The 26,626-nt window shown below is 56.0% G+C and carries 19 protein-coding genes and 2 pseudogenes; 8 read left to right on the top strand and 13 right to left on the bottom strand.

Annotated features, from left to right (window positions below):
- Positions 1–93: 93 nt before the first annotated feature.
- From CPH65_RS13465 to ileS, 3 genes are all read right to left on the bottom strand, one after another.
- Positions 94–828 (bottom strand): hypothetical protein, encoded by a 735-nt coding sequence (locus tag CPH65_RS13465; RefSeq protein WP_096173912.1) that lies wholly within the window; start codon positions 826–828, stop codon positions 94–96.
- 199 nt (positions 829–1,027) lie between these two features.
- Positions 1,028–1,573, bottom strand: coding sequence for a signal peptidase II (gene lspA, locus CPH65_RS13470; RefSeq protein WP_244574400.1), 546 nt, complete (start codon positions 1,571–1,573; stop codon positions 1,028–1,030).
- A gap of 132 nt (positions 1,574–1,705) precedes the next feature.
- Positions 1,706–4,633, bottom strand: a complete 2,928-nt coding sequence (ileS, locus tag CPH65_RS13475) for an isoleucine--tRNA ligase (protein ID WP_371359340.1) — start codon at positions 4,631–4,633, stop codon at positions 1,706–1,708.
- A 564-nt stretch (positions 4,634–5,197) separates the two neighbouring features.
- On the opposite strand from ileS, the gene CPH65_RS13480 reads away from it, so the two are divergent.
- The gene (locus tag CPH65_RS13480) at positions 5,198–6,052 is read left to right on the top strand and encodes an N-acetylmuramoyl-L-alanine amidase (protein ID WP_096173915.1); all 855 of its coding nucleotides are present in this window, start codon (positions 5,198–5,200) and stop codon (positions 6,050–6,052) included.
- Positions 6,053–6,090: 38 nt separating this feature from the next.
- Here CPH65_RS13480 and CPH65_RS13485 read toward each other — a convergent pair whose 3' ends face one another.
- A complete protein-coding gene (locus CPH65_RS13485) occupies positions 6,091–7,122 on the bottom strand; it encodes a bifunctional riboflavin kinase/FAD synthetase (protein ID WP_244574401.1) in 1,032 nt (343 codons plus the stop codon).
- Between the two features lie 485 nt (positions 7,123–7,607).
- On the opposite strand from CPH65_RS13485, the gene CPH65_RS13490 reads away from it, so the two are divergent.
- Positions 7,608–9,065, top strand: coding sequence for an MATE family efflux transporter (locus tag CPH65_RS13490; protein ID WP_096173916.1), 1,458 nt, complete (start codon positions 7,608–7,610; stop codon positions 9,063–9,065).
- Positions 9,066–9,135: 70 nt separating this feature from the next.
- On the opposite strand, the gene CPH65_RS13495 is transcribed toward CPH65_RS13490, so the two are convergent.
- Entirely contained in the window at positions 9,136–9,588 is a 453-nt protein-coding gene (locus CPH65_RS13495) for a MaoC family dehydratase (RefSeq protein WP_096173917.1), read from the bottom strand.
- Between the two features lie 523 nt (positions 9,589–10,111).
- On the opposite strand from CPH65_RS13495, the gene CPH65_RS13500 reads away from it, so the two are divergent.
- The gene (locus tag CPH65_RS13500; protein ID WP_090070733.1) at positions 10,112–10,495 is read left to right on the top strand and encodes a response regulator; all 384 of its coding nucleotides are present in this window, start codon (positions 10,112–10,114) and stop codon (positions 10,493–10,495) included.
- Between the two features lie 453 nt (positions 10,496–10,948).
- Positions 10,949–11,671, top strand: a complete 723-nt coding sequence (locus tag CPH65_RS13505) for a protein phosphatase CheZ (RefSeq protein ID WP_096173918.1) — start codon at positions 10,949–10,951, stop codon at positions 11,669–11,671.
- Between the two features lie 81 nt (positions 11,672–11,752).
- Here CPH65_RS13505 and CPH65_RS13510 read toward each other — a convergent pair whose 3' ends face one another.
- The 3 genes and pseudogenes from CPH65_RS13510 to CPH65_RS13520 all read right to left on the bottom strand — a co-directional run bounded on the left by CPH65_RS13510 (position 11,753) and on the right by CPH65_RS13520 (position 15,239).
- Positions 11,753–12,343 carry a hypothetical protein gene (locus CPH65_RS13510; RefSeq protein ID WP_096173919.1) on the bottom strand — a complete coding sequence of 197 codons (591 nt, stop codon included), beginning with the start codon at positions 12,341–12,343 and terminating at the stop codon, positions 11,753–11,755.
- 200 nt (positions 12,344–12,543) lie between these two features.
- Positions 12,544–13,296: pseudogene (locus tag CPH65_RS13515) on the bottom strand (IS481 family transposase); the annotation flags it as partial.
- A 266-nt stretch (positions 13,297–13,562) separates the two neighbouring features.
- Positions 13,563–15,239, bottom strand: coding sequence for an electron transfer flavoprotein-ubiquinone oxidoreductase (locus tag CPH65_RS13520; RefSeq protein ID WP_096173922.1), 1,677 nt, complete (start codon positions 15,237–15,239; stop codon positions 13,563–13,565).
- 119 nt (positions 15,240–15,358) lie between these two features.
- On the opposite strand from CPH65_RS13520, the gene CPH65_RS13525 reads away from it, so the two are divergent.
- Positions 15,359–16,339 (top strand): uracil-DNA glycosylase family protein, encoded by a 981-nt coding sequence (locus tag CPH65_RS13525; protein WP_096173925.1) that lies wholly within the window; start codon positions 15,359–15,361, stop codon positions 16,337–16,339.
- Positions 16,340–16,416: 77 nt separating this feature from the next.
- On the opposite strand, the pseudogene CPH65_RS24645 reads toward CPH65_RS13525, so the two are convergent.
- The 4 genes and pseudogenes from CPH65_RS24645 to ppdK form a co-directional block, all read right to left on the bottom strand.
- Positions 16,417–16,869, bottom strand: a pseudogene (locus tag CPH65_RS24645) (cell wall hydrolase); the annotation flags it as partial.
- 1,988 nt (positions 16,870–18,857) lie between these two features.
- Positions 18,858–19,811 (bottom strand): methylmalonyl Co-A mutase-associated GTPase MeaB, encoded by a 954-nt coding sequence (gene meaB / locus CPH65_RS13535; protein ID WP_096173927.1) that lies wholly within the window; start codon positions 19,809–19,811, stop codon positions 18,858–18,860.
- 108 nt (positions 19,812–19,919) lie between these two features.
- Entirely contained in the window at positions 19,920–20,552 is a 633-nt protein-coding gene (locus tag CPH65_RS13540) for a LysE/ArgO family amino acid transporter (protein WP_096173930.1), read from the bottom strand.
- Between the two features lie 186 nt (positions 20,553–20,738).
- Positions 20,739–23,423: a pyruvate, phosphate dikinase gene (ppdK, locus tag CPH65_RS13545; protein ID WP_096173932.1), complete on the bottom strand. Its 2,685-nt coding sequence runs from the start codon at positions 23,421–23,423 to the stop codon at positions 20,739–20,741.
- A 479-nt stretch (positions 23,424–23,902) separates the two neighbouring features.
- Here ppdK and CPH65_RS13550 point away from each other — a divergent pair, with 479 nt between their 5' ends.
- The 3 genes from CPH65_RS13550 to CPH65_RS13560 all read left to right on the top strand — a co-directional run bounded on the left by CPH65_RS13550 (position 23,903) and on the right by CPH65_RS13560 (position 25,608).
- Positions 23,903–24,325: a helix-turn-helix transcriptional regulator gene (locus CPH65_RS13550; RefSeq protein WP_096173934.1), complete on the top strand. Its 423-nt coding sequence runs from the start codon at positions 23,903–23,905 to the stop codon at positions 24,323–24,325.
- A gap of 91 nt (positions 24,326–24,416) precedes the next feature.
- Positions 24,417–24,908, top strand: coding sequence for an arsenate reductase ArsC (locus CPH65_RS13555; RefSeq protein ID WP_096173936.1), 492 nt, complete (start codon positions 24,417–24,419; stop codon positions 24,906–24,908).
- A gap of 37 nt (positions 24,909–24,945) precedes the next feature.
- On the top strand, positions 24,946–25,608 hold the full coding sequence (locus CPH65_RS13560; RefSeq protein ID WP_096173939.1) for an MIP/aquaporin family protein: 663 nt from the start codon (positions 24,946–24,948) through the stop codon (positions 25,606–25,608).
- Positions 25,609–25,736: 128 nt separating this feature from the next.
- On the opposite strand, the gene CPH65_RS13565 is transcribed toward CPH65_RS13560, so the two are convergent.
- A complete protein-coding gene (locus tag CPH65_RS13565) occupies positions 25,737–26,621 on the bottom strand; it encodes a 4-(cytidine 5'-diphospho)-2-C-methyl-D-erythritol kinase (RefSeq protein WP_096173941.1) in 885 nt (294 codons plus the stop codon).
- Between the last annotated feature and the right edge of the window lie 5 nt (positions 26,622–26,626).

Genomic DNA, 26,626 nt, shown 5'->3' on the forward strand with positions numbered 1-26,626 from the left:
GAAATAAGAAACCCGACCACAATGGTCTGTTGAACCTTGTGATCGGGTTGGCATTGTGTGGCTCCGGTTTATGTGGAGCTCTTAATCAAAAGATCAGAACGGCCAGATTTTCTGAAACACCGACTCATTTTCTTTTTCGGGATTGAGCGTTGCAAGCTCCTGTTGCACTTCCGGTGATACATCGGTGAAACGCTCAGGCGGTTGGGTCAGATACTTGCGGCCCTTTGAATTCTTGCCCTGCTGCAAACGGATCAGTGCCAGACGCTCCTGAACCTGCTTTTCATAATCAGCCTTTGCCTGAGCAGAGGCCTTCAGATCAGGCTCCTTGATCTGCCGGGCAAAGTTGGCGCTGTTGGAATTGTTCTTGATAATCGCATTGCGCTGTTCTGGCGGAAGACGACGAATGGCCGCGAGCAGTTGTTGGCGTTCCTTGTCTGTCATGTTCTCCATACGCTCGGCGTAGAGCTTGCGCAACTCGTCCGGGTCGGTCGGCCAATCCGCGTTCTTGGCGACAAGCGGGTTTTTCTGATCAGGCGGGGGGAGACGTGAGGTGTCTGGGGGCAGGACAAGGCTGGCTCGCGGCGTGTATTCGATCCGCGGCTGATCCTTGGATGCGCCGCCACCGGCCAGGGACGAAATGTCATCAATCAACGCCTGTTCCTGCGTTACGCCGGTACCATAGGTGGTTCCTCCTATGCCCGAACAGGCGGCAAGGCCCAGCGGAGCCAGGAGGCATGCCATTGACAAGGCGGACTTGCCAAGCGCTGAGCGCCGGGTCTCGCTGTGACGGGATGGAAGGATTCGGCCTTCGGTCTTGTCTTCTTTCATGTCAGATTCGCCTTACAATATTCTGGCACTCTTCGGGCACTCTTTCGGGCAACATTCGGCGCGTCTGATAACCGGTTGTCCGATACGCTTGAACCTGCAATGCTCGCCAAAAACGCGATGTTGAGCCAAACACATACAGCTTATCAGGGTTTGAGATCAAGCACCATTCCTCAGGGCTTGATCGTTGGGAGCACAAAGATCACGGCTTTGCGGCATCATTGCGGCCAGAGTCCTCTCGATCAGCTGGCTCTATATCTTTGGGGCCGAAAAAGCTGTCATAGAACAACAAGACGGCACCGACCACGATCCAGCAGTCTGCAAGGTTGAAGACATACCAGCTGAAATCGCCCCATTGGCTTTCTATGTGAAAATGCAACAGGTCGACGACGGCACCGTGCAGGATACGGTCTATGCCATTACCAATCGCACCCGATAGGATCAGACCGAGTGCGATCGCCAGCATCCGGTTGTGCAGCCTCCAGATCCAGATCATGAGGCCAAGTGACGCGCAGCCCGCGACTCCGATCAGAAGATACCGGCCCAAATCGCTGTTCTGCTGAAACAGCCCGTAGCTGATGCCGCGATTCCACACGAGGATGAGATCCAGAAATGGCGTCAGTTGAACCGGTCCCTCTGTGAGCACAACCTCCTCGATGCCAAAACCATAGAGCATGAAGAGTTTGAACGCCTGATCCACCAGCAACCCGATGAAGGCGATGAAATAGCCAAGTTGTCTTGCCGACACGTCGGGTCCTTTCTGTCTTTTGACCGGTGCACCCATGAATGCCGGTTCGGGCAATTGAAGCTCAATGTGACAAAGCCGGACCTCGGGGCACCCCGCGATCCAGCCTGTCGTTGCCTAAAGGCCGTCAGTGACTTACGCGCCTTCGATTTCTCGCATGGCTGCGGCATCCCGCGGTGACAGATCAGGATACTCCGGATCCGATCCGACATCCGGCAGGATTTTCCAGCTGCGCTGGCATTTTGTCCCTTCAGCCAGAGCTGGTACCACGCCTATGCTGGAGATGTCCTCCATCATGAAGGCCCCTTCAGGAGCGTCCCCTTCGATCAGTTCAGCCTGTGATGTGATTGAAATCTGGGCGAGATCGACATCTTTCATGGCTTCGATGATCGAAGCATCAGACACATAGACTTTGGGAGCTGCTTCCAGTGAGGAGCCGATCCGCTTTTCCTTGCGTTCAACTTCGAGCGCGCCCGTGACCACGCGGCGCAGGGTTCTCACCTTGCTCCATTTGGCTGCCAGGGCATCATTCTGCCACTCCGAGGGCACCTCGGGGAACTGGCGGAAATGGACCGAATCGCTTTCCGACGGGAATCGATTGAGCCAGGTTTCTTCCATGGTGAACGGAAGGATCGGCGCCAGCCATGCCGTCAGGTGCATGAACAGCTCATGGATGACATAGAGCGCTGCCTTGCGGCGGGCAGAGCTCGGAGCATCACAATAGAGCGCATCCTTGCGCACATCGAAGTAGAAGGCGGACAGCTCGATACCCATGAAATAATTGAGCTCGTGCATCACACGCTTGAAGTCGAACCCGTCGTAGGCCTCGTTGACCATCTTGTCGAGTTCGAAGATGCGGTGGAGCATCAGGCGTTCGAGCTCCGGCATATCCGAGACAGACACCACGTTGCCATCATAATGCGCAAGCGAGCCCAACATCCAGCGGATTGTGTTGCGCATCTTGCGATAGGCATCGGCGTTGGTCTTGAGGATTTCCTGCCCGATGCGCTGATCATCGGTATAGTCGCTGGTTGCCACCCACAGACGCAGGATATCGGCACCATACTGATTGATGATATCCTGCGGTGCGATCGTATTGCCAAGGGACTTGGACATTTTCCGGCCGTCCTCGTCCATGGTGAAGCCATGGGTGAGAACTGCATTATAAGGAGCGCGACCGCGCGTGCCACAGCTTTCCAGCAGTGACGAATGGAACCAGCCGCGATGCTGGTCGGAGCCTTCCATGTAGAGGTCGGCAGGCCATTTCAGATCGTCGCGCTGCTCCAGACAGAAGGCATGGGTTGACCCTGAGTCGAACCAGACGTCGAGAATGTCAAAGACCTGTTCCCATTCTTCGGGATCATAGTCGCCAGCCAGAAACCGCTCTTTGGCCCCTTCAGCGAACCACGCATCAGCCCCTTCTTCGTAGAAGGTGTCGAAGATGCGCGCGTTGACCGCGTCATCTTGCAGAACGGCGGTTGGGTCATCCTTCTTGACGAAGATCGTGATCGGAACACCCCAGGCACGCTGACGCGAGATCACCCAGTCCGGGCGCGTTTCGATCATCGAACGCAGACGGGTCTGACCGGATACCGGAACGAAGCGCGTCGCATCGATGGCTTTGAGCGCCCGCTTGCGCAGAGTATCGCCTTCACCGTCGATGCCGCGATCCATGGCGATGAACCATTGCGGCGTGTTGCGGAAAATGAGAGGAGCTTTGGAGCGCCAGCTGTGCGGATAGCTGTGCTTGACCTTGCCGCGCGCCAAGAGTGCGCCGACTTCGACCAGCTTGTCGATAACGACTCCGTTGGTGGTGCCTTCGCCGCCCTTGCGGTTGAGGATATAGTGACCCTGAAACAGGGGCACATGGGGGAAATAGGCCCCATCTTCCATCACGGTATGCGGGATATCCGGTGTGCCGCATTCGGCGAAACGCTCGCGATTGGCAACAAAGACCTCATAGTCTTCCGCGCCATGGCCCGGAGCGGTGTGCACAAAGCCGGTACCGGCATCTTCTGTCACATGATCGCCGGGCAGCATCGGCACATCATAGTCATAGTAACCATCAGTGCCGTCTTGTCCGGCAAACGGATGGGTGCATTCTGAGATCTGGGACGGATCGACATCGAACTTGCGCTCATAGCCATCAACGCGCGCAGCCTTGAAGATATCAGCAGCCAGTGTGTCAGCCACGATCAGCTTGTCGCCGACCTTGCCCCAGTTGTCGTCTGCAGCCTCGGTGATTTCATAAAGGCCATAGCTGATGGACGGGCCGAAACAGATGGCGCGGTTGCCCGGGATGGTCCACGGGGTGGTGGTCCAGATCACCACATCTGCATCAAGCAGGGCGTCGAGCTTGTCGTCGTCGACCGTTCCATGCACACCGGAGACAGGGAAGCGCACCCAGATGGTGAAAGAGGTGTGGTCCTGATATTCGACTTCGGCCTCGGCCAGAGCGGTTTTCTCAACCACCGACCACATGACCGGCTTGGAGCCCTGGAAGAGCTGGCCGGACATGGCGAATTTCATCAACTCGCCGGCGATACGGGCTTCCGCGTCAAAGCTCATGGTTTTGTATGGCTTGACGAAATCGCCGATCACGCCAAGGCGCTTGAATTCCTCGGACTGGATCGAAACCCATTCGGACGCAAAGTCACGGCATTCCTGACGGAATTCATTGACCGGAATGGCATCCTTGTTCTTGCCCTTCTTGCGGTACTTCTCCTCGATCTTCCACTCGATGGGCAGACCGTGGCAGTCCCAGCCGGGGACATAGTTGGAATCATATCCACGCATCTGGAACGAGCGGGTGATGATGTCCTTGATGGTCTTGTTGAGCGCGTGGCCGATATGCAGATGGCCATTGGCATAGGGGGGGCCGTCATGAAGAACATATTTCTCGCGCCCGCGGGAGCTGTCGCGCAAGGCTTTATAGAGATCCATCTCTTCCCAGCGCTGCAGGATTTTGGGCTCATTCTTGGGCAGGCCCGCCCGCATGGGATAGTCCGTCTGCGGCAGGTAGAGAGTTTTGGAATAGTCGCGTGCTTCGGTCATGTTTATCACTTATCGGACATTGATGTCACTGGCAGCAGGCCCGAACAGGCCCCCTTGTCTTCGGGGGCCGGTTTCTCGTGGGAGAACCGATTTCCGGCTCCCCAGCTCGGGACGAGAAGACTGCTGCCCGACGCTGTCATTTGTTAAGTCTGTGGGATGGGGCACGCTGGCAGATCACATATGCCAGGCCCTTGTCTTTTCCCGGTCCCTCGTGGGCGCCTATGCGCCGGTCACACGAAGGCCGGGCCAGTAATTCGGATCGCTCGCCAACCGATGTCTATCGAAGCGGGCAGCGCCGGATGTTGTTTCAGTCGCTGCAAAAGGGCACATTTCATTTGGATTATCGTGCGGTCCGCACGTCTCGTCAGCATATCATCTGCTTTGTATTACGCGCGCGACCATAATTGAACCGGCAAGCCAGCACAAGCCCCCAAGACTCTGCCAAACCAAAGACTCTGCCAAATCAAAGACGCCGAACCAACTCAACCCTGTCCCGCTAATCCCCGCTCGCCGATCCCGTGCAAGGCTCTTGCCATCATTCTCATCCAGAACAGGCAAGGAAACGGCAAAGCCATGATCAAAAGCGTCCCATCCAATCCATTCAGCATCAAGAGCCATCGACTGTATGAAGACGATCTTCCGGTCCGCTTCCTGCGCTCTCCACACCAGTCCGGTGATTTTGCACCCCGCGGCATCATCCTGCATGACACCGCCGGACGGCTGGAAAAGGGAAGCGCCGTGGACTGGTTCCTCCAGCCTGAAGCGCGAGCTTCGGCTCACATCACTGTTGAACGGGACGGATCGGTGACGCAGCAGGTGGGGTTTGACCGTCGGGCGTGGCACGCGGGAAAAAGCAGCTATCGCGGCGAGCAAAACGTCAATGCCTTCGCTTTTGGTATCGAAATGGTCAATCTGGGAAAATGCGTCAAGCTCAGGGACAACAGCCTGCAACCCTGGTTCAAGGCCAGCTACCGCGATGGCGTGAATGGTTTGAGTTTTGCCCATGTCGCCACCCGGTACCATGGCAAGGGGTGGTGGCTCGACTATACAGAGGCGCAGATTCTCACTGTGACAGCCCTGTGCTCCACGCTGGCCGAGAAGTATGATCTGACCTTTCTGGCCGGGCATTTCGAGATCTCACCGGGGCGCAAGACCGACCCCAATCCGCTCTTTCCATTGCAAGGGTTGCGCGCCCATCTCTTCGGTGAAGGGGATGCCGCCGATGCCCCGGTCCTACTGGCTGAGGCCAACCTGCGCCGTTGGCCTTCCTATCATGACAATATCATCATGGTTCTGGACAAGGGAGAACCGGTTCAGGTGATAAGAGAAGGCCGGTTCAATACGCTTGGGCATTTCGAGCACTGGTATCTGGTCGACACCGGCAATCAACAGGGCTGGGTTCAGGGGGATTTGCTCGCCGTTGACTGATCAGGTGGGGCCCATCATTGGACGCGAGCAATGAGCGGCTAACCCCAGAGCCGCTCTTCCAATTCGGAAAGCGGTTTGGAATGAGACAGGATACCGCGGGCTTGCGCGCTGTCCTGATCCATTTGCGCGATCAGCCCGTCGAGATTGTCAAAGCGCGCTTCGCCTCTGAGATAGCCATAAAGAGCCACACGCACTTCCTCGCCGTAAAGGTCTTCATTGAAGTCAAAAATATGCACTTCGAAGACCCGCGGCCCATTGTCGAACATGGGACGGCGGCCAAAGCTCGCCACGCCATTGTGAAGCGATCCATCCTGACGAACCAGCTTGACGGCATACACCCCTTCACACAGGCGACTGTTGAGCGGCAGCTTCATGTTGGCGGTGGGATAACCCAGCTTGCGACCATTTTTCTCCCCGTGCACCACGGTCCCGGTCAGAAAATGGCGATAGCCCAGAAGCTGGTTGGCCGGATTGAGGGCGCCATCTTCCAGAGCCTGCCGAATACGGGTCGAGGACACCGCGTCACCGGACCGGTCGGCCCGCATATCGACAATGGTTACACCGAAGCCTCTGGCCAGTCCCTGAGCACGCAGGTAATCCGGCGTGCCAGCGCGGTCCTTGCCGAAATGAAAGTCATAGCCGGAGATCACATTGTGCGCGCCGAAGGCCCCAAGCAGCATGTCCTCGATGAACCGATCCGGAGACTGGCTGGAAAACTCCGGTGTAAAGGCTAGCGAGACCATGGCATCAAGGCCGATCGCTCTGGCGATATGGGCTTTTTCCGCATGCGGTGTCAGCCGGAATACAGGGGCTTCGGGCCGGAAGACCGTGCGAGGATGTGGCTCAAAGGTCAGCATCACCGCTTTGAGACCGGAGGCTCGTGCCTCCTGAACCGCATCTTCCAGAACGGCCTGATGACCGCGATGCATGCCATCGAAATTCCCGATGGCCACGACCGAACCGCGAAGGGACTCGGGAAGCGGCAGCGTTGGCTGATACAATGCGGTAAAGGACGGGGCGATGGCCATCATGGCGGGGCGGACTCCGAAATAGGCGGGTCGAATGATCAACCAGATAGGATGGCTTCATCCTTTGGTCAATACCGGCGCGAAGTTGCCCACTTCGTGCAACAAGGTCAAGGGCCGAGTGATATCTCTGGCGCAATCCATCCACATTCCGCGCCAAATCAGGCAACGACAGCAGCAAATAGGGGGTAGGAGAGGGGATTTGCGGTCAAGTGCCGCAAGACGATGACCAGAAGCTGACTTGACGCCGATCAGGTATGCCCGAGCAGCACCGGTTCGGATCGTCCCGCAAACCATTGCGCCCTCAGATTGCGCCCTCAGGCTGTGTAGCATTCCAGCCACAGCATGAAACAAAAGCCCCTCACATCTATACAGGCCAAGCCAATACCGTTAAGTTGGCGCCTCTCAAATCGCTGAAACCGGTGATCGGAGTATGGCGCCGTGGTATCTTTAAGCCAACAAATCGGCCCCCAATTCTAGGTACCATCGGTTTCTTCTTTCAAAATCTGGCTTAAGCTGTAGGTAGAACCATGTCCGACCGGCCTTTTTCACCGGAAGAGCGGCGCCGCGACGATATCGTCGGGGATTATGTTGTTGCGCAGGACGTGGGTCCCTCGACCCTGAGCTGGTCTGGCGAGACACGAGCCACCTTGTCGCTGGCATGGCCGCTCGTTTTCACGCAACTGGCGCAATTTTCGCTCAACATCACCGATGTCATTATGATGGGCTGGCTTGGGCGTGATTATCTTGCTGCCGGGTCTTTGGCGACAGCGCTGTTTCACCCGCTGCTCCTGTTCGGCATCGGATCCTTGACTGCCGTTGCGCCGATGGCTGCACAGGCAATCGGAGCCAATGAACCAAGGTCCGTGCGCCGCACGGCGCGGCAGGGGATCTGGGTTGCCTTCCTTCTAGCGCTGTTCCTGATGGCCATCGTCTTTCAGGCCGAGACAATCTTTATCATGACCGGACAGTTGCCCTCGCTGTCCGCACTGTCGCAAAGCTATCTGGACTACGCTGCCTTCAGTCTGTTTCCGGCGCTTGGGTTTATTGCCCTTCGCTCTCTGACCAGTGTGCACGGCGAGACCAAGATCGTTCTTATGGTCACCATTCTCAGTTTTTTCGTCAATTTCGCGGGCAATTATGTATTGATGTTCGGTCATTTCGGCTTTCCTCGTCTGGAATTGGCCGGAGCCGGGATTTCCACCAGTATTGTCAATCTCTTCGTGTTCATCTTCATGATTGTCTATGTTGGACGGCGGCACACCTACGCGGCCTATGATCTGTTCGCCCGCTTCTGGCGGCCGGACTGGCATCGGTTCCGTGACATTCTGCGCATCGGGGTTCCGATCGGCTTCATGGTCATGGTGGAGGTCGCCTTGTTCTCTGCCGCGACCATGCTCATGGGCTGGCTCGGCACCGATGAACTCGCGGCCCATACGGTTGCCATGCAATGTGCTGCACTTGCCTTCATGGTGCCGATGGGATTGGGGCAGGCCACCACCATCCGCATCGGGCTGGCCTTCGGGCGAGGCGCGTGGGAAGGGATCAGACGGGCCGGCTGGGTGTCCATCGGGCTCGGCGTCGGCTTCATGGGCTTTACCTGCATGCTGTTCCTGACCATCCCCCATGTGCTGATCGAGCTGTTTCTGGATCCGTCAGATCCAATCAACGCAATGCCGATCACGCTGGCTGTCAGCTATCTGGCGTTCGCCGGGCTGTTCCAACTCGTCGATGGTCTTCAGGCTGTCGCCTCCGGCGCCTTGAGAGGGCTGGGGGATACGCGTGGTCCCATGCTGATCGCAGTGGTCGGCTACTGGCTGTGTGGTATGCCGACATCCTATATTCTGGGATTTGTTCTCGGTTGGCGCGGGTCGGGCATCTGGATCGGTCTTGCAATCGGCCTTGCGGTGACCGCCTTCTGTCTGGCCTATCGTTTCTGGAACCGCGAGCGTCTGGGGCTTCTCAAGCCGATCGTGGCTGAAGCCTAAAAGGCCCCTGAGCAGGACAAGATGGCCTTGAGATACAAGGCCGCCTTGTTAAGGCTCTATTGCGCGGGCTTCATTGTGCGGGCTTTGGGGGAGCCAACACCGTTGCCTCTCCAGACAACACGAGGGCGCCATCCACCTTCGCCTCGCAGTCAAGGATCACCCGACGACCTCGATCGATCATTTCCTTGATGGAAACGGATACTTCGAGTTCGTCTCCCGGGCGGACTGGTGCCATGAATTTCAGCGTCTGTTCAACATAGATGGCTCCCGGGCCCGGCAGGCGCATGCCCAGAAGGGCAGAAAACAGGCTTGCAGTATAGAGCCCGTGCGCAATATTGCCGCCAAAACGGCTGGCCTCGCCATAGGCTTTGTCGACATGCACTGGATTATAGTCCCCCGATACCGCAGCAAAGGCGGAAATGTCCTTGTCGCTCACCATATGGCGAAAACTCTCGCTCTGGCCGATGCTCATCTCTTCATAATAGACGGTTCTGGGCGCAACGCCCTTTAGGGGTGCATTCATTCTCTGGTTCCTCTCTTCCCCTGCGTCGGCCATTTTCTTGTTCTGACTGGCCCGTCTTCTCGCGTACTGTCCGGTGACCTGTGGATATTGCGACGCAGCATCCACTGAGCATATGCACAAATGCGGATGCATGGCAATCCTACCTTTGAAATCAGCAGGCAAATCCCAAGGGATACGGCGCGCTCGCGGGCCGACTTGCTGCGCTTCGGAATATGGCGAGCTTTGCAACGTAGATTTGAGTTTGTTTATGGTTAACCGAAATAAAGGTTAGCGATCTCTGAACAAACTACTTCGTAAAAGTAAATTTTTCAGCGTTTTCATCGTATTTACTTCAATTCGAGGTCATTATTGGGCAATTCAACTTTTGCCTCTCTTGGCCGGTTAACCGGTTTTTTAATTCCTTGAGCTAGTCTCCAATCTGTTCCGGGGAGTGCAAGCTCTCTGGCAGTTGAAGACAAAAGGTCTGCAAAGTCGAATAGTCCGCCAACAAAGCGGCAAAGCAGTGTGAGTTTGGAGTAAACAAATGGCCCTCGATCTTTCTATGCCGGTACTGGTCGTCGATGACTATAAAACCATGATCCGGATCATCAAGAACCTGCTCAAGCAGCTCGGGTTCGAGGATGTTGACGACGCCGCTGATGGCACTGAAGCCCTGGCGAAAATGCAGGACCGTCGTTACGGTCTGGTGATTTCCGACTGGAACATGGAGCCGATGACCGGCTATGAACTGCTCAAACAGGTGCGCGCAAGTGATAGCCTGTCCAAGACACCATTCATCATGGTGACAGCAGAATCCAAAACCGAAAACGTTATTGCTGCCAAAAAGGCCGGTGTGAACAACTACATCGTGAAGCCTTTCAACGCCGCCACCCTGAAAACCAAGATCGACGCCGTATTCGACAGCTAAGGCTGACGTGCGCCAGCCGCGATGGCGGTCGTGGCTAGGTATGTCGAAATTGGTAACAAGATTGTTTAGTTGGGCCAAGGGTCGGGAAGCATCCCGACCCGCTCCCACCGCCTCCACACCAAGTGAGGCATGCATTCTGTGGCCAACCCGCCGCTTTTGCTCTGTGAAGCTGGCTGGCTCTTCCGATGCCAGAAGTTAACAAACCGCAATCCCGGCATCACGTCCCGGATCTTCGTTGTCGCGAGCGACTGAGCGTCTCTCCAGAAACAAGGACCCGGCGCAATTGAGGCCCCGATCTTGGCCCGACACCAGCCGGGCGAATAAAAAGAGGGTCAACAAAGGGCAATAACGGTCTCGTTTTGAAAACACGATTTATAAGCGGAGAGAAACGAAAGACCTTTATCAGGTTCGCTCTGAAGTGAGCAACGCAGACATGAAGTGGGCAAGAAATCAATGAAATCTCAGCAGAAAACCCTCAGCGCAGACAAGGTCACCAAGCTTGTCACCTTTCTTGAGCATAGCAAGGGAGAGGATGTTTCACTGACGGATATCATGTCGCTGGCCGAAGTAATGGCGAGCAGCCTAGAGTCCCATATTCGGGCCATGGACAAGACCGTATACCACGAGTTCATGAGCATCGCGGATGAGATTTCAACAATGAAGCGGGAAATCTCCGCTCTGCGCCCCGCCGACATGCGCCACAACGCAATCCCCGATGCCGGACGCGAACTGGATGCCGTGGTTGAAGCGACCGAGAAGGCAACCAATATCATCATGTCTTCTGCCGAGGAGATCATGGGAGCCGATCCGAGCGACGCCGAAGCCTATCAGGCTATTGTCAACGACAAGATCATCGAAATTTTTGAAGCCTGCTCTTTTCAGGATATCACCGGGCAGCGCATTTCCAAGGTTGTGCACGTTCTCAACGTCATCGACGAGCGCGTCTCCACTTTCATCGATCGCATGAAGATGAACAGTGTTGAAGACGAGGATCTCGAGGAAACCGAAGCGGAACGCCGCAAGCGCGAACTCATTCTTCATGGACCGCAGAAAGAGGGCGAGGGCGTCAATCAGTCTGAGGTTGACGCAATGCTGGCCGAACTCGGGTTTGGTGAGGAAAACGAAAAGAACACCGATAAAAGCGACCAAAACGACATTGACGCTTTGTTCGACTGATCATTGGCAGCCGTGATCCAGAAGAGTGTTTCAAAAGCCGGGCTCGTCCCGGCTTTTTTGTGTCCAGGTTGACGTGGTTTCTCAGTCAGACCAGTCGAAATAGTTGAGTTCATCCATTTCCGTATAAAAACGGGAATCAAGGCTCTTGTTCAATTCGTCCAGAACGACAGCCTTTTCCGCGTCGACCAGAAGATTGGCCAGATTCTCGGTCAAACCGCGCTTGCGCCGATAAAAGGGCGCCGCGCGCAAGGTCTCGGTGCCCAGATTGTCAGCGGGCAGGGTTTTCTTTTTTGCTTCGCTGACACGCCAGTTGCCCCCGTTCATCAAGTGCAGAAAAGCCCCGTTGTAGAGCTCGGCAACAAATTTACTCTCCTTCGTCTTGGTGTCCTTCTCCAGAAAGGCCAGAACAGCCGGATCGAGGAAGCTCACATCCTTACCGTCCCATTCCCCCATCCGGCAGAAGTCGATCTGGCGAAGGCGGAACTCCGGTGTCTGCTTGATGTAGTAGTGCAACGCCGCCCCTGTGTCGCCGCCGACCGTCAGAAACGGGAAAATGCGCTTGTGATAGCCATAGAAATTCACCCGCTCATTGTCGAAAACGAAAAGCTTCGGGTTGGGCAGGGTGGCGGCATCGAAGCCGAAGAAGGCATTCCAGATATAGCTGATCTGCATCCATTTGCGCGAGCGATGAATCTTGGTGTGCAGATCACCAAAGGCATGCGCATCGCCGGGCGATTGGCCTGTCGTAGATCAGCTTCCGGTCGCGATGAATGACAGAAGGGGCGGGGAGGTGGTTGATGCCAAGGCGATAGCATAGGCCTTGATTCGCTCCCGCATGCCGCACGTGAACAGGTTGGTTCGATGGGCTCGTCGGTGGCATCCTTAATAGTCCGGTTCATCCTCTCGACCTGACCGTTGGTCCATGGGTGCTTCACTTTTGTCAGGCGGTGTTCAATGCCGTTTCCAGTGCAGACCCGGTCAAAGATGTGCTGGAACTCATGGAGATCGCGAGACCGATTGGTGAACTGGATGCCATTGTCGGTCAGAACAGTATGGATGGTATAGGGCACAGTGGCGACCAGATTGCGCAGGAACTGTGCAGCATTCATCTTTCCTGCCTTGGTATAGAGTTCAACGAAGGCATACTTGGAAGTCCGGTCAATAGCCACAAAGAGATAGAGCTTGCCTTCAGCTGTCTGTACCTGGGCAATATCGATATGGAAATAGCCGATCGGATAGCTCTTGAAACGCTTCTTTGGCTGCTTGTCGCCTTCGACACTCGGTAGTCGCGAAACTCCGTGTCGTTGCAGGCATCTGTGCAGTGAAGAGCGCGTCAGATGCGGGATTGTCGGCTGGAGTGCATAAAGGCAGTCGTCGAGAGGCAACAAGGTATGCCTGCGGAAGGCGACAATGGTCGCTTCTTCTTGCCGCGAAAGCACAGTCGAACGTGGCTCCTTCGGTCCGGTTCTTAAGTCCGCTTGTGAGGTGCGCGTCTTCCACTTGACGACCGTTTTCTGATTGATGCCGTATCGCTTGGAAAGCACTCTCAGGCTCTCTTGACTATTTTGTATTGCTCGACGGACTGCCTCTGTCGTCGTGGCGCTGCCGTGTAGAACTTGGCCCATAGTGCTTCCCTCCATTCAAATGAGAAAGGTGCACCATCAAAGCATGGGATCAAACACCTAGTCTACCGGCTTGGCAAACTTATCGTTTCTGTATACCGGCATGACAAGCCGAGCGAAAGGGGGAGATGGCGGGCAAAGCACAGGCATTTGGCGTAATATCAAAGGCCTGTAGCAAAGGTTCAACAGCCCGTTGTCTGCTCAAACGAAAAAAGGGCCGCTCAGGTTTTCTCTGCGGTCCTTTTTGAATCTCGATGCGATGAACGCAATCACATGTTCGGATAGGTCGGGCCACCGGCTCCTTCGGGCACAGTCCAGATGATGTTGCAGTTCGGGTCCTTGATATCGCAGGTCTTGCAATGGACGCAATTCTGGGCGTTGATCACATAGGTGGGGCTTTCGCCGCTTTCATCCCACTCATAAACGCCAGCCGGGCAGAAGCGTTGAGATAGTCCAGCATAGACATCATGCTCGGAGCTTTTCTGCAAGGCGAGATCCTTGACGACCAGATGGCAGGGTTGATCCTCTTCTTGGTTCGCACCGGACAAAAAGACCGAAGAGAGCTTGTCAAAGGTGATCTTGTTATCAGGCTTTGGATAGTCAATCGGCTTGCACTGGCTGGCGGGCAGGGTGCTCTGGGCATCGGTTTTGCCGTGCTTGAGAGTGCCAAAGGGTGAGAAGCCGAAGAGGCTGTTGAGCCACATATCAAGGCCACCAAGGGTCACGCCGATCGTCAGGCCCAATTTGGCCCACAATGGTTTGACGTTGCGCACCTTGAACAGGTCTTTGCCAATCGGTCCTTTGCGCCAGCCCTCTTCATAAGCAACCAGCTCGTCATTGGCGCGGCCTTCGCCAAGCGCTGCCATCAGGACATCGGCGGCCTGCATACCTGAATCCATGGCATTGTGAATGCCCTTGATGCGCGGCACGTTGACGAAACCTGCCGAGCAGCCGATCAGCGCCCCGCCGGGGAAGGTGAGCCGCGGCACGGACTGATAGCCCCCTTCGGCAATGCAGCGCGCACCATAGGAAATGCGTTTGCCGCCCTCAAGGGTCGGCTGAACCGTGGGATGGGTCTTGAAGCGCTGGAATTCCTCGAACGGCGACAGATAGGGATTTTTGTAGTTGAGATAGACTACGAAACCGACGGCAACCTGATTGTCTTCCATGTGATAAAGGAAGGATCCGCCACCGGTCTTCTCATCCAGAGGCCAGCCAAAGCTGTGCTCGACAAGACCTTCATTGTGTTTGTCGGGGTCGATTTCCCAGATTTCCTTGATGCCGATGCCGAATTTCGGCACGTCGCAATCCTTGTCGAGCTGATATTTGGCGATCAGCTCCTTGGCCAGAGACCCGCGCACGCCTTCGCCAATCAGGGTGTATTTGCCCAGAAGCTCCATGCCGCGCATATAGGTGTCCTTGGGCTGGCCGTCCTTGCCCACGCCCATGTCACCGGTTGCCACTCCGTGCAACGCGCCATTGTCATCATAGAGAAGCTCGGCAGCAGCAAAGCCGGGGTAGATTTCAACCCCCATCGCCTCGGCCTTCTCGGCCATCCAGCGGCACAGATTGCCAAGGGAAATGATATAGTTGCCATGGTTGCTCATCAAAGGCGGCATGGCGAAGTTGGGAAGAGGAATGGCGCCTGCAGGTCCAAGCAGGCGGAAGCGGTCTTTCTTGACAGCAACTTTTAACGGGCAGCTGTCGTCGTCTTTCCAGTCGGGGATGAGGCGTGTCAGCGCAACCGGATCAATCACCGCTCCTGAGAGAATATGGGCACCAACCTCGGAGCCTTTTTCCAGCACGACAACCGAAATGTCCTCGCCCTTTTCCTCGGCGAGTTGCTTGATTCGGATGGCCGCTGACAGTCCCGACGGTCCCGCGCCCACAATCACGACGTCGAATTCCATACTTTCGCGTTCGGGAAGCTCGTTCATTTCAGTCATTTGCAGGTCCTTTTCACTCTCGCCTGGTCTCAGCGCTTGCCAGCAGCATTAAAGGGTTGGCCTCCGATTGTCCCATGCCGTATAAATTATTTATTACGGGAATTGTAGACGGAAACCAAATGCCGAATTTGCCTAATACAGTGACGACAGCTCATGACCTTGCCGGTCTTCTGGATTGGTATGAGGCTCTGGGCGTCGACTGTATGCTTGATGATACTCCTCAGGATCGCTTCGAAGAAAGCCGCCGTCAGCAAGTGGCACGCCGTCAGGCCGTTGATGCCGGAGCGAAAAATGCCCAGAACAGCCCCTCGCAAGGGGGCGCACAGCCACGTGCCGTTCCTCCTGCCAACACCTCTCAGGCTACGTTTACGTCAAGGTCACCTGACAATCAATCACGCCCTTCGTCCAATAGTGCGCCGCAGCATCAAGGTCAAGTCGCCTTTCCATCTAGCACCAATGGACAATCCGCTCCGAATTTCCAGAATGCAGGAACGGCAGCAATCGTTGAAAATGCCGTGGCGGTGGCCAAAGCAGCGCCCACGTTGGCTGAGTTGCGTAAGGCTCTGGCCAGCTTTGATGGTTGCAGCCTGAAGTTCTCGGCCAAATCCCTCGTGTTCGGGGACGGCAATCCGGATGCGGATGTAATGTTCATCGGCGAAGCACCGGGACGGGACGAGGATCTTCAGGGCGTGCCTTTCGTGGGGCGTGCCGGGCAGCTTCTGGACAAGATGATGGCTGCTATAGGTCTTGATCGGGAACGGGCCTACATTACCAATATCCTGCCGTGGAGGCCGCCGGGAAACCGCAAGCCAAGCCTTGATGAGCAGGCGATGCTGCAACCGTTCATTCATCGTCACATCGAACTGGTCAATCCCAAGGTTCTGGTTTTTCTGGGCGGCACAGCTGCTCAGCAGTTGCTCGATACCAAGGATGGCATCATGCGATTGCGCGGTCGGTGGCGCAGTTATCATGCTGCGGGTGCAGACATTCCGGTCATGGCGACCTTGCATCCGGCGTTTCTGTTGCGCACACCTGCGCAAAAACGGGCGGCATGGCAGGACTTGCTGGAGGTCTCGGCAAAGCTCGACACCCACACGTGAACACCGGACAATCCTATAGTCAGACAAAGAAAAGGCGGGCCATGGCACCCGCCTTTTTGTATGTCACCTTGGTTTGATCAGCTCCAGCCGCCACCATAGGTTTTATAGAAGATATGAAGACCGATCTTGTCGAGGCGCTTCATGGTACGGGCCCAACGCGGGTGCACGTAGGTCGCATGGTAGTGGGTGGAGGAGCCAATTTCCTTCAGCCAGACTTCCTGCTTGACGACCTGATTGGCGATTTTCCAAGCGGTGTCCCATGCTTTCTTGGAGCGCACACGATCCGGAATGCGGTCGCAGGCAAAGGAGAACTGGCAGCGATTGCGCTTATGCTGGTTCTGATAGACCACACCGCAGATGCTGTTCGGATAGGTCGGGTTTTTCACCCGATTGACGACAACCTGGGCCACAGCGATCTGGCCTTTTTCAGGTTCCGAACGGCTCTCGAAATAGATGGCGTTGGCAAGGCAGGTTTTTTGCTTCTTGCTGAAGGACGATTTGGGCAACTTGTTGGTAATCCAGGCATGTTCACCCTTGGGATCGATTTTGGCCTTTGTCGGGCCGCCAAATCCGAACCAGCGTGCAAAACGGGAGCGCTTCTTGGGCTCTTCGTCTTCACCTGTTGTCAGCGATGCAAGCTTCAGTTCAGCGCGCCGCGCTTTGCTCATGGCAAGCGTCAGGCCTTCATTCTGTGTTGCAGTCTCGTCGCCGGTGTTTTTGGGAAGCGCTTCAAGGCTGGCAACAAGGGGGGATGTATCGAGCGGTTTGCTCACTTTGTTTTCGTCGGTGTCGCTAGAAGTCGAGACCGGAGCGCGTGAACGGGGCAGGGTGCTCAGGGTCGCCAAGGCGCTGGTTGCATCGTCTTCATCCAGCTCACCGTTGATCTGTTCAACCGCAGAAAGTACCGTTACCTGATTGTCTTCGCTGATCTGGCCCTTGCGTTGCTCGGTCAGGATTGCCTCAAAGGGCGCTTCGAGGGCTTCCGCAGAATTGGGCGCATAGGCGAGCGCGGCCGTGTCAGCGATTGGGCGCTGCTCAGCTTTGATTGCGCTGTTTGCAGGAATTTCGGCCTTTGCAACCATGCTGGTTGGAGCGATAAGCGGTTCAGGTGGCAGAAACTTGGATGCATCCGCCATCACAAGCTTCAAATCGTCGGAAGGCGCGAAAGCCTGTTTGGGCAGGGCTTCATGTGCCCGCTTCTCGAATGGGCCGGACATGGACCACAGCGATCCAGACCAATTGAGCGCGATGGCACGGCGTCCATGGCCAACCTTGAAGGGCTCCCAGCCCCAGCCCAGACGCCTATCGCTTTTGCCCTTGCGGGATACGTGCACAGCCTCTTTGAGATCGGAAAGACTGTTCGCTGTCAGTTTGAGCGTTTCTACGGATGTCGATGTGTTGCTCGTTTCAGCGATGCGAATATAAGCGCTTTGGTTCGATTTGGTTGGATCGAACGCAGTGGCTTGCAAGCGCGCAGATGACCGGCCATAGCCGGTATCTTGTGTCTTCGGAGCGAGGATGTCTTTGCTCGTTCCGCGATGCTCAAGCAAGTTGCCGGCAAAGACTTCCCTGGTCCAGGCCTGTTGATTCAACGAGGCGACCGAAGGACCTGCCGTACCGGCTTCATCCAGAGATTGTGTGAAGACTAGGACCAGCCCCGATCCAAGAAGAATTCGAGCGGTCAGGCCAAGGCTATTCTTGCCAAGCTTGGTATTCGACATTCTGCCACCAACTTGCACTACGCAATACTACACTCGATCGCCCCTCAACTGACGCAGGGCGCAAGCTCGCCGTCCAGCACGGCACTTGAAAATAATAATGCGGCATTAACCTTGAAAGACCGTTAACAGAATGGCCTTTGTTCAACGACGACCTTTAGGCCTTGAATGAGGCGATCAAAGGGCGCGTGAAATCGGTTTGCTCGCGTCAAAATTGTTGGTGCCGGACCGAATGGACCAAAGCCCAAAATGTCTGTTATAGCGGGTGGGGCGGCATAAACACAATTAGATCAATCGGTCGGTTATTGAAAATTGAAGTCGGGGGATGGTTTCATGGGCATGAAAAAGCCCGAACCCGGAGAACCAGGTTCGGGCAAGTAAAGCTTGTTAGTAGCCCATCATTCAGGATCAAACCAGCAAAGAACCCGAATGTTGTGGCAGATTTCAGAACAGTCCCCGCAGATTGTCTGTAGACACCATGAGCCAAATCAGGTGACATGCCCGGGCGTACCTTCAAGCCAATACAAATCTAGCGCGAAATTGCGAGCAAATCACCCCCAAAAATTTGGACCAATGCCCAAAATAGTACCAAAGACCTATAGTTTTGCTTTTGGTGATTTGAAAGATGGTCGTCTCGTCTGGTTAAAACGACTGTTTTTGATTGATAAATTGACCTTTTACCCAAGGTTGTAGGTTTCTTGCTTGTACTTAAATGTGACCTAATTTGACGGATTTGAGGACAGGCAGCAGCAAAATTGCCTGTGTATGAGTTGCCTTTGAGGCTCAATTTAACCGTCCTTTTAGCTGTTATCAGTCAATCGTCGCAGCAGATCTTCGTGGGATTTTCGTTCTGATTCAAAAAGCGCCAAACCACTGTCGTGCCATCTGTCGAATTGAGATAGTTTCAAACCGATTTGACCAAATTTACGTCGGATACGATCGTGCATCCATTGACGGGCCTGTCGATCTCGCTGCGTAGTAAGACTGTGGGTGGAGACAAGATGCGCGAAATGGGCATCGAGCGCTGTGACCAGATCTTGCAGACCTGTCCCGTCCTGTGCAGATGCGAGCAGAACCGGAACAGACCAGTCCTGCTGCTTTCTCAGAGCGAGCGAAAGTGCCCCCTCCACATCGGCCCGTGCCCGCCGCGCCGGTGACCCCATGTCCGCTTTGGTGACGATGACAATGTCCGGCAACTCCATGACACCTGCCTTCATGAATTGCAGGCTGTCCCCTGATCCGGGTTGAATGCACAGAACGATGCTGTCTGCAGCAAAGGCGATGTCAGCTTCCGACTGGCCGATTCCAACGCTTTCGACCAATACGCGGTCAAACAGGGCTCGCATGAGAATGATCGCTGCTAGCGCTTCATCCGATAAACCACCCAATCTATCGCGGGCCGCCATGGACCGCACGAATACCTGTTGATCTGTCGGGTCCGTATCCAGCCGGGTGCGGTCTCCGAGCAAGGCCCCGGACGAGATTTGAGACGACGGGTCAACCGCTACCACGCCGACGCTTTGACCCTCGCTGCGCCAGTGACGGATGAGGGCATTGGTCAGGGTCGATTTGCCGACGCCCGGCGGACCGGTCAGGCCGACCACATGAGCCCGGGCCTCGGTTGCCGCCTCATCAAGCAACCGCGCCACATCTGGATGCCCATCATTCGCCTCGATGTCACTGAGCGCCCGAGCCAAAGCGCGCTTGCCACCTTGTGCAACGGTATCAAACGAAAGAGAGAGAGGGCCGGGCATGATACAGGACGATCCTTTGGGTGAGACACGTTCAGAGCTTTCCGCATATCACAGCTTGCGCCCCAACCGAACCGACGAAAGGCGCAGGCTTGACCAAAGAATAAGACCCTAGATCAGGAAAGTCTGCAGCGCTTGCCACATCATCCATGCGCCCCAAAGGATGAGCAGGCCACCAGAGGCAACGTCGATGATCCGCATGATGAGGTCCGAGATCAGTCCTCGAACGAGCGCGGTCATCGTGACAAGGAACAGCCACCAGACCGCTGACCCGCAGAAAACCCCGAACACCAACCAATAGGCTGCACCCGGAGCGCTTTCCGCCCCTTTGGATAGTCCAGAAATCATGCCGATAAAGGACAGGATGGTTGCCGGGTTGGCCAACGTCAGCAGGAACGTCGTACCATAAGCTCGCAAGGGTGCATGGCTCGGGGGCGCGTTGGCTGGGTCGTGAGGCAAGTCATTCAATCCGCGACGAAAGGTCGAGATGCCCAGATACAGGATCAAAAGGCCCCCAAAGAGCCGCATCTGGTCACCATGGCTGATCAGCAAGCCCGAGATGGCCAGACCGGTGGCCGCAACAAGACCATAGAGCCCGTCCGCAGTCGCAGCACCCATACCTGTTGCAAGACCGACAAGCCGACCGTCCCGCAAGGTCCGCCGAATGCACAATAAACCGATGGGACCAACCGGAGCGGCCACCGCAAGACCAACGAGAGCCCCTTGTAGAAAAATGCTTGCCATGAAGTCTCACCCAGGAAGCAAAAAGTGCTGTATGATATCCGGGAACATGAGGCCGAGCAATAATAATTGCGGAATATGGAATATATGCAGTAAGGCTTGTTGCTAAATGTACCTTGGCAACAAGTATTGCTGATTATACAGGAATTTCAATAAAATATCCTGCGAAGGGCGCGTTTGTGAATGGTCCTATCGCCCTCGATTATGCCGTCTGATCGTGGCTTGAGCTGCTGCAAGGCGCGCAATGGGAACGCGGAACGGTGAGCAGGAAACATAATCAAGTCCGATGCGTTCACAAAAATCGATCGATGTTGGATCACCGCCATGCTCGCCGCAAATGCCCAATTCGAGATCGGGGCGTGCAAACCGGCCGCGCTCGACGGCAATTTCCATCAACTCGCCCACCCCGTCCGCATCAATCGAGATGAAAGGATCCTGCTCGATAACACCGGCTCTCAAATAATCCGAGAGATAGCGGGCCGCATCATCGCGGCTGATACCATAGGTGGTCTGAGTGAGGTCATTGGTGCCAAACGAGAAGAACTCGGCCTTCTCGGCAATCTTGCGGGCCTGCAGAGCGGCCCTTGGCAACTCGATCATTGTTCCCACCTTATAGGGAATGGTTCGGCCTGCGTCCTTCATGACAGCTGCTGCTGTGGTGTCGATGCGTGCCTTGACGAATTCCAGCTCGGTGCGGATTGAAACGAGTGGCACCATGATCTCTGGCTGGACTGGTTTTCCGGTCTTTGCAGCAGCATCCAGCGCCGCTTCAAAGATGGCTCGGGTCTGCATTTCCACCATTTCAGGATAGGAAATGGCCAGACGGCAGCCCCTGTGCCCCAGCATCGGATTGAACTCATGCATGGTGTGAATGCGGCTGAACAGCTGCTGTTCGGTGACACCGAGTTTTTCCGACACGGCCTTGATATCGCCGGTCTCTGACGGCAGGAACTCATGCAAAGGCGGATCGAGCAGACGGATGATGACCGGCAAGCCAGCCATGATCTCAAACAGGGTGATGAAGTCGGCGCGCTGCATCGGCAACAGCTTTTTGAGCGCCTGCTTGCGTGCTTCGGCGCTGTTGGCGATGATCATCTCACGCATGGCCGAGATCCGGTCTTCGTGGAAGAACATGTGCTCTGTACGGCACAGGCCGATGCCTTCGGCACCAAACTCACGGGCGGACTTGGCATCCTGCGGCGTGTCCGCGTTGCAGCGAACCTTCATGCGGCGAATGCCGTCGACCCACTCCATGAGTTGATTGAATTCTTTCGTCAACTCCGGTTTCTGCATTGGCACTTCGCCGTCGATGACCTCACCCGTGCCGCCATCGATGGTCACGAGATCGCCTTTGCGCATAACTGCGCTGCCCACGGTCAGGGTCTCATTCTCATAGGAAATGCGGATCATGCCCGCACCTGAAACGCACGGGATGCCCATGCCGCGCGCAACAACTGCAGCATGGCTGGTCATGCCTCCGCGAGCCGTGAGGATGCCTTGCGCCACATGCATGCCGTGAATGTCTTCGGGGCTCGTCTCGATCCGCGCCAGAATGACATTCTTGCCTTGATTGGCAAAGAACTCGGCGTCCTTTGGCTCAAAGACCAGATGGCCAGCGGCAGCACCCGGCGAGGCCGCAAGCCCATTGGCAAGAATATTTCGCTTGGCTTCTTCATCAATGGTGGGGTGCAGCATATGGTCGAGCGAACGCGGATCGACGCGCATCACCGCTTCTTCCCGATTGATCAGACCCTCGTTGGCCAGATCCACCGCGATGCGCAGTGCGGCCTTGTGCGTACGTCGACCTGTGCGCGTCTGGAGCATCCAGAGGCGTCCGCCCTCGATGGTAAATTCCAGCTCCAGCATGTCTCGATAGTGATGTTCGAGCTGCTCGCAGATGGAAAGAAACTGTCCGAACTGCTCCGGCATCAGCTCTTCAAGGCTCAAATCCTTGGAGCCATTCTCGAGCCTTGCCCTGTGCGTCAGATTGAGAGCCGCCCGGTTGCCCGCAAGAACATCTTCGCCCTGTGCATTGAGCAGAAACTCGCCACAGAGTTTCTTCTCACCTGTTGTCGGGCTCCGCGTATGGGCAACTGCGGTCGCGGACGTATCCCCCAGATTGCCAAAGACCATGGCCTGCAGATTGACGGCCGTGCCCCAGTCTTCAGGGATGTCGTGTAATCGTCGGTAGGTGATCGCCCGAGCGCTGATCCAGGAGGAAAAGGTTGCCCCGATGGCACCCCAAAGCTGATCATGGACATCTTGCGGGAACGGCTCGTCAAGCTCATCCTCGATCAGGGCCTTGTATTTCTCGACAATGCCCTTCCAGTCCTCCGCCTCAAGGTCCGTGTCCAGGCCAAAGCCCTGTTCGTCCTTGATCTGTTCAAGAATATCCTCGAATTCATTCTGGTCGATACCCAGCACCACGTCGCCATACATCTGGATGAACCGGCGATAGCTGTCATAGGCAAACCGGGCGTTGCCCGTCTCTTTGGCGAGCGCCTCGACGGTCTGGTCATTCAGTCCCAGATTGAGAATGGCTTCCATCATGCCCGGCATGGTCACGCGCGCACCGGCACGGATGGAAAGAAGAAGCGGTTTGTCGATGCTGCCAAACGTCCGGGCCGTGAGTGCGCCGACCTGAGCGAGCGCTTGGCCGATCTGGTCCTTAAGACCGTCCGGATAGCTATGGTCCTCAGCGAGGTAACGACGGCAAAGATCTGTCGTCATGGTGAAGCCGGGCGGAACAGGCAGACCGAGATTGCTCATTTCGGCGAGATTGGCACCCTTGCCCCCCAGCAGACTGCGCATTTCGGCGCTGCCATCAGCGCGTCCGCCGCCAAAGCTGTAGACCCATTTGGTCGTCTGGCCCATGCCACATTCCTCTCTTAACCTGAGTCTTGTGAACTTGTTCGACCAATAGATCAAGACTGAAGCACACGATACCCGATCATTTTGTTCTTGTTGGCCTGCCATGCGGTTCCCGGCGCGCAGTGGACAAGCAATTGCAACAGAAGCTTCAAATATAGAGTGATCAATGTTGCGTTGCAACAAATTCCATGGCATTTCCTGTTAAACCAAGAGTTTTGCTAGCCTTATGAAGCATGAGGCAATCCGAAAGATGGTGCGCACTGACTTGATCCGGTGCGCGTCTAGGTGCCTTCCAATGCCTTTGCTGGAATGCCGGATGCTGGTGTCGAACTCGTTTTCTGTCGATCGACGGTTTGATGTCATGTCGCTGTCATCGTTAGTCGATATTTCTCGACATATTCAGGCCCCGCAACCCGTGAACATCACCGCTGTATGGGCCGTCCGAGACCCGCTTTTGCATTTTGGTTCAAATGATATCTTAGATGAACAACGACGCTACGATCATCACAAAGGACCGGGAGCGCGCTCCGCAAGATCTCGCACCGCTTAATGCGTGCGAGCAAGTGGATGCCCTGTCCCGCCTGTCTGCTTTGTCGCAGCCAACGCGCCTTGAGGCCTTTCGTATTCTTGCCCGTGCCGGACAGACTGGCATGAGGGCAGGGGAGTTGGCACGGGAGCTTGCAACGCGCCACAACACGCTTTCCACCCACCTTGCCATCTTGCAGAATGCCGGGCTGATCCGGTCTGAACGGGGTGGCCGAAATGTGACCTACTTCATCGAACCCGGCGGTCTTGAAGCCTTGCTGCTTTTTCTCGATCAGACCTGTCGAAAAATGATCCCTGCCTGCGAGCAACCCGAAGGGGTTTCGCGGGCCCGCGAAAATTGTTCCGAAGAGGCACAATAATAGGTTGAGTATAGAGAATATTCACGATAGTGAAGCGAAGACAAATGTCGTCTCTTGCCTGCGAGGTCGGAGGGCGGCGCGGGAGGAATCAATGAAAAATATACTGTTTCTTTGTTCGGGCAATTCAGCCCGATCAATTATGGCAGAAGCACTCATGTCTCGGCTGAGTGAGGGCCGGTTCAAGGCCTATTCTGCAGGCATGGATACGCGCGACCAACCCAACCCGTGGGCATTGCGATTGCTGGAACGCGAGGGCTATGACATCGGCATGTTCCGTTGCAAGGCATGGTCCGAGTTTCGCTCGAAACATGCACCGAAAATGGACCTGATCGTCGCGATCTGCGACAGGTCTGTGGAGCCATTGCGCGCCAACTGGCCGGACGAAACCGTCATTGAGCAATGGAGCATTTCCGATCCCGCAGAAGATGTGGGCGACGACAGGGAAATGGAGCAGGCGTTCGACGGGGTCTACCGGGAAATTGAACAGAAGGTGCGTGCACTCGTTGCCCAGTCGGTCGATGACACCGATCAGAGTGACATGGACCTCGGCCAAGAGCGTCGTCTGAAAAGAGCGGCGAACTGACGCGATTGACCGATAGCGCATCAGGGGGCGCACTTCGATGACCTTCACGGCAAGAGCCCAGTTACTGGCTGAATTTTTGGGAACTGGGACTCTGGTCTGCACAGTTGTCGGCTCCGGGATCATGGCGGAGAGCCTAGCGGGCGGTAATGTGGCCATCGCCCTTCTGGGTAACACCATTCCAACCGGTGCGATCCTGTTTGTGCTGATTACCATGCTCGCGCCCATTTCAGGGGCGCATTTCAATCCCGCCGTTACCCTTGCCTTCACCTTGCGGGGGGAGCTGGAGATCCCCAAAGCGGTCAAGTTTGTGATCGCCCAGATAACAGGGGGCATTCTGGGCTGCCTTGTCGCCAACTATATGTTCGATCTCGATGTGTTTCAGATCTCTCAGAAGATCCGCACCGGCCCGAACCAATGGGCCTCGGAGGTGACAGCAACGGTTGGCCTACTGCTGACAATCCTTGTCTGCCTGAGATCCAAGCCCGACGCGATCCCCACTGCGGTCGGCCTCTACATCACCGCTGCTTACTGGTTCACATCTTCAACCAGCTTTGCCAATCCGGCGGTCGCCGTCTCGCGCGTTTTCTCAAACACCTTTGCTGGTATCCGCCCCGAGGATGCCGCGCTGTTCATTCTGTGCCAGATTGTCGGTGTGTTTGTTGCCATGGTGCTGGCAAAGGGACTGCTGGAAGAGAAATAGGCTCAGATCGCGCCTCTTAAAGCGCCGCTGAGGCTGCCTTGGCCATCGCCCAGCGACAAAGGCCCTTCACCCTCTAATTCCGATTGTCAGACGGGCCCGTGATTGCCGCGCGTGAAGGCACTTTGCGATCAGCTCACGCCACCATAGCTCACCCACCAATTGGGATGGGTGAAGGCGAGACGCCGTGCGGCATATTCGGCATGCTTGATACTCTGGAACAGCCCAAAGCAGGTGGCGCCCGATCCTGACATGCGGGCAAACAGGCAATCTCCATCATCGCCCAGCGCCTGGAGAACCGTTTCGATCACCGGGGCCTGCTCGATGGCAGCCATTTGCAGATCGTTGCGCTGATCGCTGAGCCAGTCGGCAAGGGCCATCGCAGACAGAAAGGCCGAGGGAATCGGCCCCATCGAGTCATTTGTCTTGCGTTTGAGTTTCTTGAATATGGTGGGCGTTGAAATGGGAACCCGCGGATTGATCAGAACAAGCCCGACATCTTTGGGAAGACGCGGACCCTCTTCGAGCGTGTCACCGATGCCAGTCGCGCGAAGGCAGGCACCCTCAAGGCACATGGGGACATCCGACCCCAGCTTCAGCGCGATGGTCCTGAGTTTTTCATCCTTGATTGTGCGCTCCCAGAGCCGCAGCAAACCAAGCAAAGTTGCTGCCGCATCGGCCGAGCCGCCTCCGACGCCGGCGGAAATGGGGAGGTGCTTTTCAAGGGACAATTCGGCCTTGGCCGGGATATTGAGGTCCTTGGCGAGCAAGCGGGCCGCCCGAACCATCAGATTGTCCGGTTCCTGACGCAGGCCATCGGCGAAGGGACCGGTGACGGACAGGTGCAGCCGATCCGACGGCTCGAACACCAGACGGTCGAAGGCTCCACCAAACACCACCAGCGAATCCAGCGTATGGAAGCCATCCTCACGCTGCCCCGTTATGTGCAGCGCCAGATTCACTTTGGCCGGGGCCTTAAGAGAGAGGGCTGTTTCTTTCAGTGGCTGGCTGGTCATACCGC

Source organism: Cohaesibacter sp. ES.047 (genome assembly GCF_900215505.1).
GTDB lineage: Bacteria > Pseudomonadota > Alphaproteobacteria > Rhizobiales > Cohaesibacteraceae > Cohaesibacter.

What these genes read in the sequence shown, in the direction of transcription:
- CPH65_RS13500 (WP_090070733.1), top strand. Translation starts at nt 10,112, where the DNA reads ATGGCCCTCGATCTTTCTATGCCGGTACTGGTCGTCGATGACTATAAA.
- CPH65_RS13565 (WP_096173941.1), bottom strand. Translation starts at nt 26,621, where the DNA reads ATGACCAGCCAGCCACTGAAAGAAACAGCCCTCTCTCTTAAGGCCCCG.
- CPH65_RS13490 (WP_096173916.1), top strand. Translation starts at nt 7,608, where the DNA reads ATGTCCGACCGGCCTTTTTCACCGGAAGAGCGGCGCCGCGACGATATC.
- CPH65_RS13525 (WP_096173925.1), top strand. Translation starts at nt 15,359, where the DNA reads ATGCCGAATTTGCCTAATACAGTGACGACAGCTCATGACCTTGCCGGT.
- CPH65_RS13550 (WP_096173934.1), top strand. Translation starts at nt 23,903, where the DNA reads ATGAACAACGACGCTACGATCATCACAAAGGACCGGGAGCGCGCTCCG.
- CPH65_RS13495 (WP_096173917.1), bottom strand. Translation starts at nt 9,588, where the DNA reads ATGAATGCACCCCTAAAGGGCGTTGCGCCCAGAACCGTCTATTATGAA.
- CPH65_RS13465 (WP_096173912.1), bottom strand. Translation starts at nt 828, where the DNA reads ATGAAAGAAGACAAGACCGAAGGCCGAATCCTTCCATCCCGTCACAGC.
- CPH65_RS13520 (WP_096173922.1), bottom strand. Translation starts at nt 15,239, where the DNA reads ATGACTGAAATGAACGAGCTTCCCGAACGCGAAAGTATGGAATTCGAC.
- CPH65_RS13540 (WP_096173930.1), bottom strand. Translation starts at nt 20,552, where the DNA reads ATGGCAAGCATTTTTCTACAAGGGGCTCTCGTTGGTCTTGCGGTGGCC.
- CPH65_RS13505 (WP_096173918.1), top strand. Translation starts at nt 10,949, where the DNA reads ATGAAATCTCAGCAGAAAACCCTCAGCGCAGACAAGGTCACCAAGCTT.
- CPH65_RS13560 (WP_096173939.1), top strand. Translation starts at nt 24,946, where the DNA reads ATGACCTTCACGGCAAGAGCCCAGTTACTGGCTGAATTTTTGGGAACT.
- ppdK (WP_096173932.1), bottom strand. Translation starts at nt 23,423, where the DNA reads ATGGGCCAGACGACCAAATGGGTCTACAGCTTTGGCGGCGGACGCGCT.
- CPH65_RS13555 (WP_096173936.1), top strand. Translation starts at nt 24,417, where the DNA reads ATGAAAAATATACTGTTTCTTTGTTCGGGCAATTCAGCCCGATCAATT.
- CPH65_RS13480 (WP_096173915.1), top strand. Translation starts at nt 5,198, where the DNA reads ATGATCAAAAGCGTCCCATCCAATCCATTCAGCATCAAGAGCCATCGA.
- meaB (WP_096173927.1), bottom strand. Translation starts at nt 19,811, where the DNA reads ATGCCCGGCCCTCTCTCTCTTTCGTTTGATACCGTTGCACAAGGTGGC.
- CPH65_RS13510 (WP_096173919.1), bottom strand. Translation starts at nt 12,343, where the DNA reads ATGCAGATCAGCTATATCTGGAATGCCTTCTTCGGCTTCGATGCCGCC.